Here is a 16,707-nt window from a genome sequence, read left to right as displayed (position 1 = left end):
GGTATTAGTGCCTCTTCGGCAGATTGTTGATTTAGTCTGTTCCGGCGTAGGAATGTAGTCCGGCAATCACCAGATTAACTCCAACCAGGGTAAACATTACGACCAGAAAGCCGAGTACGGCGAGCCATGCGGATTTGCGCCCCTGCCATCCGCGGGCCAGCCGCAGATGCAGGTAGGCGCTGTAGAACAGCCAAGTGACCAGTGCCCAGACTTCTTTGGGGTCCCATCCCCAAAACCGGCCCCAGGCCACTTGTGCCCATATCATTGCAAAAATCAAAGCCCCCAGTGTAAAGATCGGGAAGCCAATGGCAATCGCCCTGTACGTAATTTCATCGAGGTCATTCTCATCAATTCCATCCAGGACAGGATGAATCGCTCGGCCCAGCGGTTTGCGGGCAGCCAGACGCAGAATTCCATATAAAATCGCACCGGAAATCAGCGACCAGAGAACCGTATTGAATTTACGTCCGGCATTGACGCCATTCATCCAGGATGGCGCTTCGAAAAGCGGCTCCTTCATTCCAAGAAACGGCTGGAAGCTCTCAATTTCGCTATGGTAAGGTGCCACGATTGGTGGCATTTTATAACTCACTTTCTCTATTGTACTATCTCCCTGCCCGGGGCTGTCAATCGTAACGTTAGAACGAACGAAAACCGTTTCGTATCCTGCGCCGCGAAATGCAAAAACCGATCCAAGGAACCCAATTATAACAATGATTGAGAACAGAGTAAATTCGACCAGACGCTGCTGCTTGCGGTCACTCTTCTCCTTGCTGGAGAAATTCACGGTACGCAGGAGATACATCAGGCCGGCGGCAAAACCAACGGCAAAGAAAGATTCGCCCAGTGCGGCCAGCGTGACATGGATATTCAGATATATCGATTTAAGTGAAGGGATCAGCGGCTGAACCTCTTGGGGGAATACTGCCGCATAGGCCATGACTATGATGGAGATCGGCACCGCAAAGACTCCAAGAATAATCTTGCGGTATATAGAGAAAATCACGGTAAAAGCTACCATGACCATCATGGATAAAAACGTCATGAATTCGTACATGTTGCTGACCGGAATATGCCCTGAACCGGACCAGCGGGTGAAGAAATAAGCAAGATGACAGACCAGACCCAAGGAGGATACGATAAAGGCGATCTTTCCCCAGCGGGCGGTATGCTCTTCTGGCTTCCTGCCGGACCATTTCCGGCCCATGATCGCAATGGTGTACAACATGAACGACCCGCTGTATAAAAAAAATGCGGCAATAAAGACGTCACTGCTGAAGTCGAGTAAGCTCATGCCAGGCCTCCCCCGTTGTCCAGAGATTTTTCATCCACGGTCAAATCTGCCTTCGCCAGAATCGAAACGATCTCACGGCGGAAGCCGAACCAATTCTTATTCGTATGGCCTCCGAGTACCAGCTCTCCTTGATCGATAGCCAGCCATATCCGTCTATGCTGCCAGTAGAAGCCAAGCACCAATCCAAGCATGACAATCCCCGCCCCGATCCATACAAAAGGCATCGCCCGGTCCACACGTATATTCAAGTAAGCTGTAGACTCCGAGAAATCCACATCGCTCATGCTGCCCACCTCAAGCTCCAGGAACCGCCCGCTGCCGCCAAGCTTGTCATTGATGGCTTCCATCTGGAACTTTTCCTTGTCTACCTGTTTCGGAAAATAGAAATATTGTTGTCCTCCGGCCGGCAGATCCGGGCCCCTAATCAGGAAAAGGAAGGCCGGAGCATTCGGATAGGGAGATTTGGATACCGGTTGACCTTCATCGTTCAAACCGAAATCCATATATTTCTCTTTTAGTTCCAGCGTATAAGGGCCAGCCTGAAATGTCCGCTGCGGATTTTTCATGTCCAGCTTGAACTTGCCATAGACCTTACCACTCTCAGAATTTGTGAGTTCCGGCTGCACCGAGCGCAGCACCGGGGTGAGGTCGTAGTCAAACTGATACGCTTTCAAACCATTGTAGCTGAGCGGTGAATTCACCTGAATATTATGTCTGGCCACCTCCGCCAGCTTCGGCTCCTTCGAGGGATCTGTGCAGTCCGCAGTACATTCATAGAGAATTGCCTTAGTTTCGTAAAGTTTCGGAAGGATTTTGGTCCCGCGGAATTCCTTGGGCATTTCTTCCTCCGTATAGAACTCAACGGTAAACTTCTCGTTCTTGAGATAATAAGTAGTGTCCGGAATCCTCACGGCTTCACCTTGCTGAAAAGCCAGATGCTGATCCATGTTCAGCCCTGGAAGTCCTCTGGCCAATACAGCCAATAAAAAAATAATCAGGCCAATATGTATGACATAAGGCCCCCAGCGGCTAAACCGGTGTTTCTCGGCGAGCAGCGCGCCCCCCTCTGTCCGGACACGGTATCCCTTTTTCTGGAGCGGCTTCACCAGACGTGCGACCCAGGCTTCAGGCTCATCCTGCAGTTCCGTCACAAGCACCACTTTTTGGCGGGTCAGGAACTGCCTATGCTTGCGAATCTTTTGCCGGGTTAACGCCTTGTACAGGGGGAGCACACGGTCCAGGCTGCAAATGACCAGTGAAGCTCCAATAAGCACAAGCAGCGTCACGAACCACCAGGATTCATAGGTGTGCGAAAGGCCGAGTTTATAGTAAATCTCCCCGGCTGTTCCGTACGTTTCTTGATAATAGGTTGATGCATCAATATTGAGAAAAGTGCTCTCCTGGGGAAATACCGTTCCCAGCATGGAGCCTAGCAATGTCAGCACTATCAGGTAAATAGCGATCTTGACCGAAGAGAAAAAATTCCACACCAGGTCGATCACCCCTGGATTCACCCGCTGTGAACGCCGGGCTACACCGTCGTACCGCATTTCCAGATTGTCTGCTGAGAGCTGTTCCTCACCGTCGACCGGCTTGCCACAGGCCTCGCAAAGGACCGTTCCCACCGGATTTTGATGGCCGCATTCACATTTGGTATTAGTAATCAGGGGTCTCTTATCCGTCACGGCTCCACCAGCTTCCTGATCTGGTCGTCAAGCGTGCCGAGATCCAGCTGTCCGATATGAATGCTGTCCACCCTGCCCTTCGCATTAATGAAGAAGGTGGTTGGAAGCGGTGACACGCCATAGCTGCGGACGGCATCGCGGCCGCTATCCATGACCACAGGAAAATTGATATCAACGAGCTTGACAAAATTCTCGACCGTCATCTGATCCTCACCGACATTTACGCCTACAACCACTACGCCCTGATCTTTCCACTTCTCCCACTGTGCCTGCAGTGCAGGCATCTCCTTGACGCAAGGAGCGCACCAGGACCCCCAGAAATTAAGCACCACGGACTTGCCCTTGTATTCGTTCAACGTATGGGTCTGGCCATCAAGCCCGAGCAGTTCAAAAGACGGGGCTTTTCCGCCTTCCTTAGGCTTGCCGTCCCCTCCAAATACCGAGGAACCGATTGCATAACCTCCAAGCAGAAGTATTACGAACAGAATAATGATTTGAACCGGCTTTCTCGCTTTGCCCACACGCCAGGCCCCCTTCTGTGACGCAACTCATTACTTTAGTTGTTAGGTGTGAACATCCTATGAACATTATAACGAATATTGTCACAGTTTTAGGAGGGGGAATTGTGAACTTTATGTGTCTTTGCGGGTTGGGTTAGCTTTCAGCATCCCTGCTTTGGCAATTTGCTGGAGATGATTGATTTCATCCTTGGTCAAATGGCGGTATGAGCCTCGTTTGAGATTCTGCAGCAGGATATCCCCGAAGGAGATCCGTTTCAAACGGATGACGGGATGGGAAATCGCTTCGAACATGCGCCGTACCTGCCGGTTGCGGCCTTCATGAATCGTAATGCTGATGACTGTTTCTTTGTTTACTTCATCAATATCCTTGTATTCAACTTCTGCCGGTGCGGTCATACCGTCTTCCAGCTTGATGCCGGCTTTCAGCTTGTCCAGCGCGGTTCCATGCGGAACCCCCTTGACCGTGGCAAGATAGGTTTTGGGCACATGGTGCTTCGGATGCGTGAGCAGGTTAGCAAACTCCCCGTCATTCGTCAGCAGCAGCAGCCCTTCCGTATCATAGTCCAGACGGCCTACAGGGTATACGCGTTCTTTGATGCCTTTCAGGTAATCCGTTACCACCTTGCGGCCCTTATCGTCGGATGCGCTTGTAATTACACCCTTAGGCTTATTGAACATAATGTAGATTTTGTTCTCGCCCCGGATTAGTCTACCGGCGACCTTGATTATATCTGTTGCGGGGTCCACCTTCGTGCCAAGCGTAGTTACGAGTTCCCCGTTGACTTCCACTTTACCGGCCAAAATCATTTCTTCACACTTGCGTCTCGACGCTACACCTGCCTGCGCCAATATTTTCTGTAATCTTTCCATTTTCGACTATTCACCTCAGGTTAATGATAACCATCAGCGGGATAAATCACAAGTTCATTCCATGGAAAAAAAGCTCCTGGACAGGTTTTTGTGTGGGTTTCCACCACAAGCGGGTCCATTTGATAACGCGAAGCCAATTCCAATATGAGTTTGCTGGCTGCAAACAGCTGAACCCCGCGCTCAGACACAGGCGGCAATGTAGCTTCTTCCCCGAAGTTACCTTCCAGGCAAACATGAACATATTCGGGGTCCGTCAACAGCGGTGCTGCATAAATCGAACCATCTGCGCCTACCCAGAAGTCAAAGCCCTTGCCATTAATGGACGGACAGCGGGAATGATGCAGAATAAAACCTTTATACTCCATCGTCTATCAGACTCCCTCCGTATTGCTGCAATAGCATATGATGTTGGGGGAAGCGGGGTGAGGGGCTGTTTAAAATTCTTTGGGCGGGGGGAGCGTTGACTTGGTGTAACTCCGAGGAACGTTTGGACTTCCGACCGCTGATGTCTGCTGATTTTTTTGAATACGCTATCAGCGGTAGAAATCTGCAGACAAAGGCGGTCGCTGACGTTCCTACAGTTCCAAACTTCCTCTCCGTCACTCCGTCAACGTGGGTAGACACCTTTAAAGAAAACAACCCTCACCCGCTCAGAGGGGGAGGGTAAAGGGCTTCAAGCAGCCTTGCAGGTGCTTGTGGGGCTTGTGGGGCCAGCAATGCCGCATTGCTGCAAGGCTTGCTAGGTTTGCTAGGTTTGCTAGGCTGGGACACTAAAATCTTTGCAATGCTTATAAAGCAGGCCACTACCTTAACGGACCAGCAAAAAACATTACCCAAACACCAGGAGACACACTGCAATGGCGGCAATGAAACCGACGATGTCAGAAAAGAGGCCGACCCTAAGGGCGTAACGCCCGTTGCGGATGCCTACGGCACCGAAGTAGACGGTTAGCACATACAGGGTGGTATCGGTGCTCCCCTGGATCGTGGAGGCGATCATACCGATCAGAGAGTCGGGCCCATGGACGCTAATCAGATCTGTGGTGTAAGCCAGCGAGCCAGTACCTGTAAGCGGACGCAGCAAGCCGAGCGGCAATACTTCCGGTGGCACCCCTATCCCTTTAAGGGCGGGTGAGATGAAACTCATGAGAAAGTCTAGTGCACCCGATGCACGAAAAACACTAATAGCGACAAGCATGCCTACAAGATGAGGAATAATTGCAATAGCGGTGCCGAAGCCATCCTTCGCCCCTTCGACAAAGGACTCGTAGACCGGGACCTTGCGTGTAAATGCGTATAATGGAATAAAGGTAATCATGACCGGAATCGCCCAGGCCGAGATCAGGCTGATTAGCTGAAACAAGGCAGTCTCACCCTTTCACGGAGGAATGCGGCAACGCAGAATGTACAGGACGCACAGCAGGCGGCGGCCCTGGCGGCTTGCGGAGCAGAGCCATGCGGCGGCACAGCCTATCTGCCGCAACAGCAGCCAGCGTCGCTACCGCTGTTGCGGCAAGCGTCGTGCCGACAATAGCCGCCGGGTCTGCCGATCCATAGTTCAGCCGGATGGCAATCAGCGTCGCCGGGATCAGGGTAATGCTGGCCGTGTTCAATGCGAGCAGGGTACACATCGCCGGAGTCGCGGTCTCCTTGTCCGGATTCAGGGTCTGCAGTTCCTGCATCGCCTTGATACCCATAGGCGTGGCCGCATTGCCAAGGCCAAGCAGGTTAGCGCTCATGTTGGAAAGGATGTAGCCGATGGCAGGATGGCCCTTCGGCACATCGGGGAACAGAAAAGAAACAATCGGCCCAAGTACTCTGGCAATTTTTTTTAGCAGGCCTGCATCTTCAGCAACCCGCATAATCCCCATCCAGAACACCAGGACACTGATTAGGCCAAAGCTGACGGTGACCCCGTTCTTGGCACCATCAAAAACAGCGCCTGTAAATGCGTCCATGCGGCCGTTCACGGCCGCGAATACAAAGCCGATGAGGATCATGCCCAGCCAGATCCCGTTAATCATATGAATCCCTCCCCATACTGTACTGTCTTCAGGTCATTTCCTTGTGTCACCCATTTGAAGAAGCGCCCGAAGTGCACTTCCGAATGCCTGCAGCCAATGGTTCACCGGATAGGCACCTGCGCCTGCCGATTCGTATTTTTTCTCATAAGCGGATTGCTCCGGCGGCAGCTGATCCGGCGGATAGACCGGAACTCGGCCTATCTCCTTCCCGCCGAGCTGCAGCACCAGGATTCCTTTGAGTCCAAAGTTAGCACTGCCGCGCGTCCCTTGCTGATCAGCTGCCTTTGATGCTGGATGAAGTACAAGCTTGGTTACAAGCCGCGCTTCCTCACCCTGACCAAGCGGATACGAAAATGTCCGGCCTGTCACAAAACCATAGCCGCTGATTCCTTCCCCACGTTCGATAAGTCTCTTGAGCGGATAGTGATTGAACCCGAAATCCAACAGCGCCGCATGATCATTCCAGTCATCCCCGTCATTCAGCGTGACAGCAACAAGCTGCTGGCCCCCTCGGGTAGCGGAGCTGACAAGGCAGCGCAGCGCCTTCTTGGTATATCCTGTTTTCACTCCGTCTGCCCCCTCATACAAGCGCAGCATTTTATTTTTGTTAAGCCATTTGTAGTCCCATTTCTCATATGGATTGTCAGCTGTTTTCTCCCGGGTTTTGACAACCTTCTTGAATACTGGATTATGCATGGCGTAGGCTGTGAGCACAGCCAGATCATTGGCGCTGGAATAGTGCCCTTCTGCGTCCAGCCCATGCGGATTGGCAAAATGGGTATTTTGAAGCCCCAGCTCCTCTGCCTTGGCATTCATCAGATAGACGAAGCCCTCTTCCGTTCCTCCGACATGCTCCGCAATGGCCGTTGCCGCATCATTTCCTGAGCGCAGCATCAGCCCGTACAGCATATCCTCCAGGGTCATTTCTTCTCCTTGTTTCAAATACAGGGATGAGCCCTCTTTGGCAAAGGCATTTTTGCCGACCTTGACCTTGGAATGCAAATCTCCGTTCTCTATGGCCACAAGTGCAGTCATGATCTTGGTCAGGCTGGCAATCAGCATAGGCTCGTCCCCACGGCTGCTGTACAGAATCCTGCCGGATTCCACATCAATCAGCGCTGCAGCCCTGGCATGGGTGGAGATGGAGCTATTCTCGGCCCTGACGACAGGCTGTGAAGCTGTACCCAGCAGCAGTACGCATAATATAAGGATCAGCGGCAATTTAAATTTTGGTGTATTCATGTTCATCCTCCGGCTTCTTATCAGTTCGCTTGTGTTGTACAAGTGTATGCGGGTCTATGGACGGGTATGTCCTTCTTTATCACAAGCTGAAACGGATACCTTCCTTGATTAAGGACGGTATCCGTTTCAGTGGGAAATAGAAGGATAATTTATAGCGTGAACCATAGAAATTCTTACATTTTCACAAAAAGGGACATCGCCGTTTAAGCGATATCCCCCACGACTGCTATTCCATTTGAAGCGAACCTAAACAACTAATGCGTGGACGAATCCGAAACGACCGTCTCGTGCTTGATCACTTCTTTTTTGACCACAGGGGTTGGTACCACTTCTGCACCTACAGGAGTACCATTTTGCGAGCCATTTTGTGAATTATTTTGGAACATAGTTTGAATTTTGTCAATAAGCCCTGGGGTGGCATCGATAATTTTCTCAAACAAATGGGTTTGATTATCCAGTGGCACAATGTGCACACCTTCCTTACCAACTACAAGAAAAGCGATCGGACGAATGGATACCCCGCCGCCGCTACCGCCTCCGAACGGAAGCATTTTAACGCCGGACCCCGTGCCATTAACACTCGGTGCATCATCTTCCACACGGAAATCACTGCCGCCTGCGGCAAAGCCGAAGGCAACTTTACTGATAGGCAGGATCACACTGCCATCAGGGGTTTCTACCGGATCGCCAACAATCGTATTGACATCCACCATTCCTTTAATATTTTCCATAGCGGTCTGCATGAGACCTTGAATCGGGTGATCTGACATCTAAGTACTCCTCCTCTGCGATCTGAAAAGATAAGGGAAATGCCTACTCTTGTTACAGTTTGCTCATATATCGAGCATGATATGTACAATGGGTGATAATAACAATTCAACGCCTATAATAAAGCTTTTGGTGATCTTCCCAGATCTAGCCTTCGCCAATTCGCCTCACATAAAAACCGCCGGGGAGGCCAAAATGATGGCTAAGCAGAAAAATCTGTATGTGGAGGCTGAGAAATGATTTTCGCAAAGATCTGGCAGGCGGATATGGAGAGCAGCGGAGTGATCCCTTTAGTCAAGGGCTTAAGCGACGGGCAAAAGGATATACACAATGGATATGTGGTCGTAGATATGAACCCCCTGTCCGGGCAATATTCTGGAGAGGGAGATGACAGCAATGAAATTAAGGTCTTCAAGGAGGTCGTCATTCCAGATGGCAAACGGCTGTCCTACGATCTGTTCATGCAGCTTCATAATTATTATGATCAGAGCTTCAAACAGAGGGATCCGGCCTCTCCTAAAAATATCAAGGAAATCAATGAGTTTCTAGAATATGCTGCCATTACGGCACCTATGCGCCTCGCCCGCAAGTATGCTGAGGATTACCATCATATCCGGGCAGGCTGTTCCAAGGAAGAATGGATAGATACACTCCGCTCGATCTGGTTCAGAGCAAGTAAAGGGGACAGCCCCTCCTATTTTGAGCAAGTATTTATCGGAGAACAGGGTGATAACCGCCGGACATTGGGCGAACATCATTTTTGGTACCATTATTGTGTCAATAACGGTCCTGTTGAGTCCATACGGAATGAGAACTCTAATGTCCTTATTAAGCATATTGATGTTGGCCGGACCGAAAAAAGTAATCTGGCAGAAATCATTACGTTAACCTATACTTATGAAGAAATAAGGAGTAACGGCAGCAAAAAGAACCAGGTCAGGGATCTTGGCGGATTTTTTGTAGGCACCAGCGCAGAAGGCCTGATGGCCCTGGGGACAGTGGCCTATCTGGATGGCCGTGCGCAAATCCCCATGGAGCTCAACGGAGAAGCTTTTGACTTAATGATGTACAGAACGGAAGATACTGCTAAAAATCCGCTGAGCTTTTCCCCCAGGTTCAAAACCCCGGTGCATGTATAAGTCACTAAAAGACAATAAAAAAAGGCAGGACGCGGTATATACTGCGTCTCTGTCTTTTTAGCTTTCACTATTCTCATGCTTCCTCACGGGGAGTTGGGGCTTGCGGCTTAACAGTTCCTTCCAGCGCCGCAATCCGCCTTCTACTTTAGAAATTCGCCGCAAGAGAACAAGCCCTGCAAATAAAGTGTAGCCCATGGGTAGCTTCCCTACGATTACTGCTTCTGTGGAGAAGCACAGCTCATCCCGGAAAACCGGCGCAACAAACAGCTTCGGGGCTTTTTTCAGCCGAACCAGACTGGATATCCAACCTGCAAGCGTCCACTTTATCCCCCAGAATGCTCCCGCTGCCGTTGCAGTACCTGCCGCATCCCCCAGTGAGAAATCTGTGGACCAGTCAAACTTTGTAATCTGGAGATGGGATAACGTACTTGCGAGCCATTTTTTCAGACCATAGGTTGCCTTCAGTGCTTTGCGGATTTTCCGCAGCCATTCCGTAACCAGTTCCTTGTCGATTTGCTCTTCTTCATCTTTATCTGTGCGGACAGGTGTGATGCCGCTTTCTTCCAGCTTCACTTTGATACCTTCTTCCATTCCCTGAAACACTAGCGCAGGCAATTCATAGTGAAATTTGACCAAGCCAAAGACGGCTTTGATATCCAGCTCGATCCGGTCATCTGACCCCAGCCTGCACAGCCGGAAATGAAAATGTATGTATGAAGTCAGTATTACCAGCAGCAGTACAATCACAATCAGCAACAATGTCAGGGGTATCGCCAGCCATAACGTCACGAAAGTAACCTCCATGCAATTCTATAATTAGGGGCCTTTGGTTTAGTATGGCTATTCACCTGGAAAACATTCTATATTCTCACAAAAAAGCCCCATACCCTCCATCATGCTGCCATCCTGCATCATAACGGGGGTATGGGGCTATGCTTATTCATATACAAGTACGTTACTTTATGCCTGTTCTGTATCCTCAAAATTCATCTGGCTGTCCAGCTTGCTGAACAGGAGCTGTGTCTCCTCTTCCAGATCGTCAGAGGTACCATCGAAACTTGAAGGCTCCGGCAACTCCTTCAGGTCCGCCAGCCCAAAGCTTTCGAGGAACGATTTCGTTGTTCCGTAGAGGATGGGACGGCCTACTGCTTCTGCACGTCCCACCTCATGGATCAAATCCTTGTTGTTCAGCGTATGAATTGCCCGTTCCGACTTTACACCACGGATCTCTTCAATCTCTACCCGGGTAATCGGCTGGCGGTAGGCGACGATAGCCAGCGTCTCAAGCGCTGCCTGCGAAAGCGATGAACGTGAGGGCGAATAGGCGAGCCGCTCAAAATATGGCGCATGGTCCGGCAGGGTTGCAAGCCGATAGTTTCCGGCAATCTGAACCACCTGCAGACCACGTTCCTGTGAGACATAATCCTCTTTCAGTTCCTCCAGCGCTTTGCCGGCAATATCCGGCCGCTGCTCGGTGATCTCAGCGATCTGACGGACGGACAGCCCCTCATCGCCGGACAAGAACAGCAGGCCTTCAATAATCGATTTCAGCGTTTTGTATTCCACTAAGTGCTTCTCCTCCTCTCCACTCCATGATGATGTCATCAAATAATTTCTCCTGATAGCATAATATCGCCTTCATCTTCATCAGCTCCAGGATTGCGAGAAAGGTAACCACGATTTCATGCCTTGCCATCTCATCATCCAGCAGGGCAGAGAAACGCATTCTGCCGCCTGTTCCTTTGCGCTGGAGAGCTTCCGAGACATCCCGTATTCTGTCCTTCACCGAAATTTCGTCCCGGGTAATACGCTGATAAGAGGATCTTCTGGCAGCCTTGCTAAGCGCTTTACGAAATGCGGCGATCAGATCGGCGGTATGCAGTCCCTTGAGCGTATTGTCAATTTGGGCCGGAACAAAGGGACCCAGATCCTCCGGCTCCTTGGTGAAAATCAGGCTTCGTTCACTCTCCATATCCAGCAGCTGTACGGCAATGCTCTTGAACTTGCGGTATTCGATCAGCCGCTGAACAAGCTCTGCCCGCGGGTCGTAGCCGTCATCCTCGTAATATTCGAAATCCTCGATTTCGATCACCGGCGGCTTCGGCAGCAGCAATTTGCTCTTGATCGACAAGAGTGTTGCGGCCATTACCAAGAATTCGCTGGTAATATCCAGTTCAAGCTCCTGCATACTCCGCAGGTATTCCATGTACTGCTCGGTGATCTCGCTGACCGGAATGTCCTGGATGTCGATTTCCGCCTTGTCAATTAAATGCAAGAGCAGATCGAGCGGACCTTCGAACGTCTCCAGCTTATACAGTACAGTCACGCGGTTTCCTCCCGCCAAAAAAAGTAAAGTGCAGCGCCGCCCGGGCGCTACACAAGTAGAAAGTTCTTATAGTTCATGCTTTCTTCTTATACATATAAATAAGCACGATTTCTGCCGATTCGTCAAGAGGCTCCCTTACTCAAGTAGAAACGGCTTCGCCTACTTTCAGGTGCCGTATCCGCGAGAAATAGAAGAATAATTTATTGCATAAAGCATATCAATTCTTATTTTTTAAAGAGTTTGTTCAGGTTCGCCATTTCAATAGCAGCAGTCGCAGCATCCCAGCCTTTGTTACCGGCTTTGGTTCCGGAGCGCTCAATGGCCTGCTCGATGTTCTCGGTTGTAACCACGCCGAAAATAGTCGGGATGCCGGTCTTGAGATTGATTGCCGCTACACCTTTAGCAACCTCATTGCACACATAATCATAATGTGTCGTAGATCCCCGGATGACGGTGCCAAGCGTAATTACCGCATCATATTTGCCGCTTTCGGCCATTTTTTGGGCAATCAAAGGAATTTCAAACACTCCCGGAACCCAGGCTACATCCACTTCATCATCAGCTACACCATGACGCTTAAAAGCATCGAGTGCACCGGACAGCAGCTTGCTTGTAATGAACTCGTTAAAACGCCCTACAACTACCCCGTATTTCAGTCCTTCGGATACTAAATGTCCTTCTAAATAATTCGGCATTGTATTCATCTACCCTTCATTAGTAAGTGTTATGGTGGTTACAGCTTGGAATCCTCATTTTGCTCAATGTTGTCAAAAGTCAGCAGGTGGCCGAGCTTGGCCTGCTTGGTATGGAGATAATTCGTGTTGTCCTTATTCTCTGGCATTTGAATCGGCACACGTTCCACAACCTCAAGACCGTAACCTTCCAGTCCCTTAATCTTGCGCGGATTGTTGGTAAGCAGCCTGATCTGGCTCACTCCCAGATCCTTCAGAATCTGTGCTCCAATTCCGTAATCACGCAGATCCGCAGGAAAGCCCAGCTTGAGGTTGGCGTCTACGGTATCCAGACCTTCCTCTTGAAGCTTGTAGGCGCGGAGCTTGTTGATCAGACCAATACCCCGGCCCTCCTGGCGCATGTAGAGCAGAACACCGCGGCCTGCCGCTTCAATCTGACGCAGCGCTGCTTCGAACTGTGGACCACAGTCGCAGCGGTGGGAGTGGAATACATCGCCGGTTAAGCATTCGGAGTGCACACGTACCAGGACCGGCTCCTCACCGGAAATATCCCCTTTGACCAAAGCGACATGCTCTTTGTCATCAACTTCATTCGTGTAAGCGATTGTCTGGAATACGCCGAAGTCGGTCGGCAGATTTACCGACACCTCACGGTTGACCAGGTGCTCCTTCTCATTGCGGTAATGAATTAAGTCCTTAATACTGATCAGCTTGAGATCATGCTTGCGCGCAATCTCCACCAGATCCGGCAGACGGGCCATTGTCCCGTCTTCCTTAACGACTTCACAGATCACGCTCGCCGGATAAGCGCCGCACATGCGCGCCAGATCCACAGCAGCTTCCGTATGGCCGGACCGCCGCAGGACACCGCCCTTCTTCGCAATCAGCGGGAACATATGGCCCGGTCTGCGAAAATCGGAAGGCTTGGCATTCGGGTCCATCAGGGCCTGAATGGTCTTTGATCTTTCTGCGGCAGAGATGCCTGTAGTCGTATCCTTATGATCGACGGAGACGGTAAAGGCGGTACCATGGTTGTCGGTGTTATTCGCCACCATAGGCTGGAGATCCAGCTCCTTCGCCCGTTCTGCCGTAATCGGCACGCATACCAGTCCGCGTCCCTCGGTAATCATGAAGTTGATCACTTCCGGTGTGGAGCGTTCGGCTAGCGCGATGAAGTCCCCTTCATTCTCACGGTCTTCATCATCAACCACGATGATGACCTTGCCGCGCATCAGATCATAAATCGCGTCCTCAATCGGGTCCAGAACACTGTCGTTTTTTGCTTGCTGGCTCATCTTTCTGTCCTCCTGACAGCTTTACGTTAACCCTTGCGGGCTAGACGTAAGCCTGATCATAATTTATACAAACCCGTTCGCCGCAAGAAAGTCGTGGCTGATCCGGGAGCTGTTCTCTTCTTCCGCATTCCCTGAACGTGAACCATAATTCAACAGGTGGTCCACATATTTACCGAGCACATCGCATTCGATATTGACCCGGTCCCCGTTTCGCTTGTGAGACAGGACCGTTTCACCGAGTGTATGGGGAATGATTGAAACTGTAAACGTAGAGGCGGAGGTGTCAACCACGGTCAAACTGATGCCATCGATCGTAATGGAACCTTTGGGAATGATGAACTTGAAAAGCGATTTACGCTCCGGCGCTATTTCGAAGACCACCGCATTCTGATCCCGCTTGACCGAACGAATCTCACCGGTTCCATCCACATGTCCTTGAACAATATGTCCCCCGAAACGGCCACCTGCAGCCATGGCACGCTCCAGATTCATCTTGCTTCCGCTGCGCAGCTCCTTGAGTGTGCTGTTGCGGTAGGTCTGGGGCATAACATCTACGGTAAAAGAATGATCTCCGAGCGATGTCGCCGTCAGGCAAACACCATTGACGGACACACTGTCGCCGATCTTCAAATCATCCATAATGAGGGAAGCGCCGATATTCAGCACCATCATTTCGCCGCCGCTGGTAACCCCGCGCAGGACACCGACCTCCTCAATCAAGCCTGTGAACATGTGATCCCCTCCTGAAATTTGCTTTAACGGATAGGCGTCCCGCTGATACACACATTATCCCCGAGCAGTTCGACTTCCAATCCTACGAGTGTGATCGCGCTCTTCATCAGCTCTACACCGGCAAAGTCGAAGGTTCCAGGTGCAGCTGCACCTCCACCGACAATCTTCGGAGCGAAGAATAGAATCACGCGGTCCACCAGCCCGCTCTCCAGCATAGCGCCATTGAGCGTTCCACCACCCTCCAGCAGGATTGAACCTATCTCTAGTTCACCTAAAGCGCGCATCGCCGCCTTCAGATCCACACGCGGTCCGGTGCCGCTGACAACGATCTGCACACCAGCGCCGAGCAATGCCGCCCGCTTTACCGGATCCGCCGATTCTGTAGTAACGACAATAGTAGGTGCCTCGCCATCACTTACGACAGCGGAATCAAGCGGAATCCTCAGCATAGAGTCAATCACGATGCGAACCGGATTCAGTCCTGGTACATCCATTCTGGTCGTTAAGGAAGGGTTATCGGCAATCACCGTGTTCACACCGACCATGATTCCCTGATGACGGTGCCGCAGCGTATGTACGATCTCCCGTGCCTGGCCATTGGATATCCATTTGCTGTCCCCTGTCCGGGTCGCCAACTTTCCATCAAGAGTGCTGGCGCTCTTTAGGGTGACAAAAGGCTGCTTTGTCAAAATATACTTGATAAATTTCTCATTCAGACGTTGTGCACGGCTGCTAAGCAGGCCCACTTCAACCTCAATCCCCTGCTCGCGAAGCATCGCAATGCCTCGTCCAGCAACTTGAGGATTAGGGTCCTCACAAGCCACAACCACACGGGCTACGCCTTCATCAATCAGCCTTTGGCTGCAAGGCGGAGTCTTGCCATAGTGGCTGCAGGGCTCAAGAGTTACATAGGCTGTACTGCCTTGAGCCTTTCCTGCCGCCATATTCAGCGCATGCACTTCAGCGTGGCCTGTTCCGCGCTGCAAATGGGTGCCCAGCCCGATCATGGCACCGTCTTTCACAACAACACAGCCGACGACCGGATTAATCCCCGTCTGCCCTTGCGCTCTTTCCGCCATATCCAGGGCCAGTGACATATAAAATTCATCGTTCATTGTATCCATGTCATGCCTCCGATCCTAGCTGTATCTTTCCTGATTCCGATCCAAACAGAAAACCCGCCTCAATCTCCAGGTGGAGTTCAAGACGGGTTATACGAGAGTTTACTGGCAGTACTAAATAAAACTGTGCGGTTCACAGTCAAAAAATTCAAATGTGAAAGTTCGCACATAATATTCGATAACACTGCAGCACGCCTGTCTATATAAGCACAGCACGTCAGTCAATCTCTCCTTCTTCCATCCAGACTATACTGTCGGTCCCGGAATTGCACCGGGTCCACCGTCCGTATGAGACATACGAAGCGGGTAGCGGACTAAGCAGCGCCATCGGCATTTTCAGCCAATCGCAGAAGCATCACCGCCGGTAGGGAATTACACCCTGCCCTGAAGGATTGATCATATTTAATTAGTTTCAAGTTTTGCCTACAACAAAATTATCACTTTGACACAGGAAATGCAAGTGCGTTTATGAAATTAACTTTATTTATGTAACTTAATTATCTTTTTGAATCCGAGTATCTGCACGCAATAAATCACGGATCTCGATCAGCAATGCTGCTTCAGGAGAGGGTGCCGGCGGCTCGACGACCTCAACTTTTACCGTTTCCTTGCGCTTAAAGCGGTTAGCCAGCTTCACCACCATGAAGATAGAGAAGGCAATAATAAAGAAATCAACCACTGACTGCAGGAACACCCCATAGCTCACTACCGCCTTTCCATGAGTGAAATGTAGTCCGCTTAAATTAATGCCTCCGGTGATTATCCCTATCAGCGGCATAATAATATCGGCAACCAGCGAGGATACAATTTTCCCAAACGCTGCACCAATCACCACCGCTACTGCCAAATCGAGCACGTTGCCCTTCAGGGCAAACTTTTTAAATTCCGACCACATTTGAATTCCCCCAATGTTTTGAATTTGAAGTTATTATATCATCTCTAAAACCTTTTTAAGAAAGTATTTAGCATGTTTCAATGAGTCGGCTGTAAACCGAAGG

18 protein-coding genes and 1 riboswitch are annotated in these 16,707 nt (G+C 50.6%); of the genes, 1 reads left to right on the top strand and 17 read right to left on the bottom strand.

Annotation, left to right across the window (positions count from 1 at the left end; all coding sequences use genetic code 11):
* Window positions 1-31: 31 nt before the first annotated feature.
* From ccsA to ytfJ, 9 genes are all read right to left on the bottom strand, one after another.
* Window positions 32-1,294, bottom strand: a complete 1,263-nt coding sequence (gene ccsA, locus A3844_RS12305; protein WP_074102975.1) for a cytochrome c biogenesis protein CcsA — start codon at window positions 1,292-1,294, stop codon at window positions 32-34.
* Complete coding sequence (gene resB, locus A3844_RS12300) at window positions 1,291-2,961, bottom strand: cytochrome c biogenesis protein ResB (RefSeq protein WP_074107619.1); 1,671 nt, start codon at window positions 2,959-2,961, stop codon at window positions 1,291-1,293. The genes ccsA and resB overlap by 4 nt, the downstream gene beginning before the upstream one ends.
* A gap of 14 nt (window positions 2,962-2,975) precedes the next feature.
* Window positions 2,976-3,500, bottom strand: coding sequence for a thiol-disulfide oxidoreductase ResA (gene resA, locus A3844_RS12295; RefSeq protein ID WP_074087584.1), 525 nt, complete (start codon window positions 3,498-3,500; stop codon window positions 2,976-2,978).
* A 111-nt stretch (window positions 3,501-3,611) separates the two neighbouring features.
* Window positions 3,612-4,370 carry a pseudouridine synthase gene (locus A3844_RS12290; RefSeq protein WP_074087583.1) on the bottom strand — a complete coding sequence of 253 codons (759 nt, stop codon included), beginning with the start codon at window positions 4,368-4,370 and terminating at the stop codon, window positions 3,612-3,614.
* Window positions 4,371-4,390: 20 nt separating this feature from the next.
* Entirely contained in the window at window positions 4,391-4,735 is a 345-nt protein-coding gene (locus A3844_RS12285; protein ID WP_074107541.1) for a peptidoglycan recognition protein family protein, read from the bottom strand.
* A 464-nt stretch (window positions 4,736-5,199) separates the two neighbouring features.
* Window positions 5,200-5,688 (bottom strand): spore maturation protein, encoded by a 489-nt coding sequence (locus A3844_RS12280; protein ID WP_074087798.1) that lies wholly within the window; start codon window positions 5,686-5,688, stop codon window positions 5,200-5,202.
* A 52-nt stretch (window positions 5,689-5,740) separates the two neighbouring features.
* A complete protein-coding gene (locus A3844_RS12275) occupies window positions 5,741-6,394 on the bottom strand; it encodes a nucleoside recognition domain-containing protein (protein ID WP_074102973.1) in 654 nt (217 codons plus the stop codon).
* A 33-nt stretch (window positions 6,395-6,427) separates the two neighbouring features.
* Window positions 6,428-7,636, bottom strand: coding sequence for a D-alanyl-D-alanine carboxypeptidase family protein (locus A3844_RS12270; protein ID WP_178382403.1), 1,209 nt, complete (start codon window positions 7,634-7,636; stop codon window positions 6,428-6,430).
* Window positions 7,637-7,890: 254 nt separating this feature from the next.
* Window positions 7,891-8,406, bottom strand: coding sequence for a GerW family sporulation protein (gene ytfJ, locus A3844_RS12265; RefSeq protein WP_074087579.1), 516 nt, complete (start codon window positions 8,404-8,406; stop codon window positions 7,891-7,893).
* Between the two features lie 234 nt (window positions 8,407-8,640).
* Here ytfJ and A3844_RS12255 point away from each other — a divergent pair, with 234 nt between their 5' ends.
* Complete coding sequence (locus A3844_RS12255; RefSeq protein ID WP_074107540.1) at window positions 8,641-9,543, top strand: hypothetical protein; 903 nt, start codon at window positions 8,641-8,643, stop codon at window positions 9,541-9,543.
* A 57-nt stretch (window positions 9,544-9,600) separates the two neighbouring features.
* Here A3844_RS12255 and A3844_RS12250 read toward each other — a convergent pair whose 3' ends face one another.
* From A3844_RS12250 to mscL, 8 genes are all read right to left on the bottom strand, one after another.
* Window positions 9,601-10,332: a DUF2953 domain-containing protein gene (locus A3844_RS12250; protein ID WP_074102969.1), complete on the bottom strand. Its 732-nt coding sequence runs from the start codon at window positions 10,330-10,332 to the stop codon at window positions 9,601-9,603.
* A gap of 171 nt (window positions 10,333-10,503) precedes the next feature.
* Window positions 10,504-11,109 (bottom strand): SMC-Scp complex subunit ScpB, encoded by a 606-nt coding sequence (gene scpB, locus A3844_RS12245; RefSeq protein WP_074107539.1) that lies wholly within the window; start codon window positions 11,107-11,109, stop codon window positions 10,504-10,506.
* Window positions 11,078-11,869 (bottom strand): segregation and condensation protein A, encoded by a 792-nt coding sequence (locus tag A3844_RS12240; protein WP_074087574.1) that lies wholly within the window; start codon window positions 11,867-11,869, stop codon window positions 11,078-11,080. The genes scpB and A3844_RS12240 overlap by 32 nt, the downstream gene beginning before the upstream one ends.
* Window positions 11,870-12,093: 224 nt before the next feature.
* Entirely contained in the window at window positions 12,094-12,564 is a 471-nt protein-coding gene (ribH, locus tag A3844_RS12235) for a 6,7-dimethyl-8-ribityllumazine synthase (protein ID WP_074087796.1), read from the bottom strand.
* 38 nt (window positions 12,565-12,602) lie between these two features.
* Window positions 12,603-13,856 carry a bifunctional 3,4-dihydroxy-2-butanone-4-phosphate synthase/GTP cyclohydrolase II gene (locus tag A3844_RS12230; RefSeq protein WP_074102968.1) on the bottom strand — a complete coding sequence of 418 codons (1,254 nt, stop codon included), beginning with the start codon at window positions 13,854-13,856 and terminating at the stop codon, window positions 12,603-12,605.
* 63 nt (window positions 13,857-13,919) lie between these two features.
* A complete protein-coding gene (locus A3844_RS12225) occupies window positions 13,920-14,588 on the bottom strand; it encodes a riboflavin synthase (protein WP_074087572.1) in 669 nt (222 codons plus the stop codon).
* A 23-nt stretch (window positions 14,589-14,611) separates the two neighbouring features.
* Window positions 14,612-15,712 (bottom strand): bifunctional diaminohydroxyphosphoribosylaminopyrimidine deaminase/5-amino-6-(5-phosphoribosylamino)uracil reductase RibD, encoded by a 1,101-nt coding sequence (gene ribD / locus A3844_RS12220; protein ID WP_074107538.1) that lies wholly within the window; start codon window positions 15,710-15,712, stop codon window positions 14,612-14,614.
* Between the two features lie 222 nt (window positions 15,713-15,934).
* Window positions 15,935-16,105: riboswitch (FMN riboswitch) on the bottom strand.
* 97 nt (window positions 16,106-16,202) lie between these two features.
* Window positions 16,203-16,604 carry a large-conductance mechanosensitive channel protein MscL gene (gene mscL, locus A3844_RS12215; protein WP_074087570.1) on the bottom strand — a complete coding sequence of 134 codons (402 nt, stop codon included), beginning with the start codon at window positions 16,602-16,604 and terminating at the stop codon, window positions 16,203-16,205.
* Window positions 16,605-16,707: the final 103 nt, after the last annotated feature.

The sequence above is a fragment of the Paenibacillus helianthi genome (assembly GCF_001909055.1).
Lineage (GTDB): Bacteria > Bacillota > Bacilli > Paenibacillales > Paenibacillaceae > Paenibacillus_AQ > Paenibacillus_AQ helianthi.
Note: the sequence above shows the minus strand (reverse complement) of the source record. Positions and strands in the feature narration are given on the sequence as shown.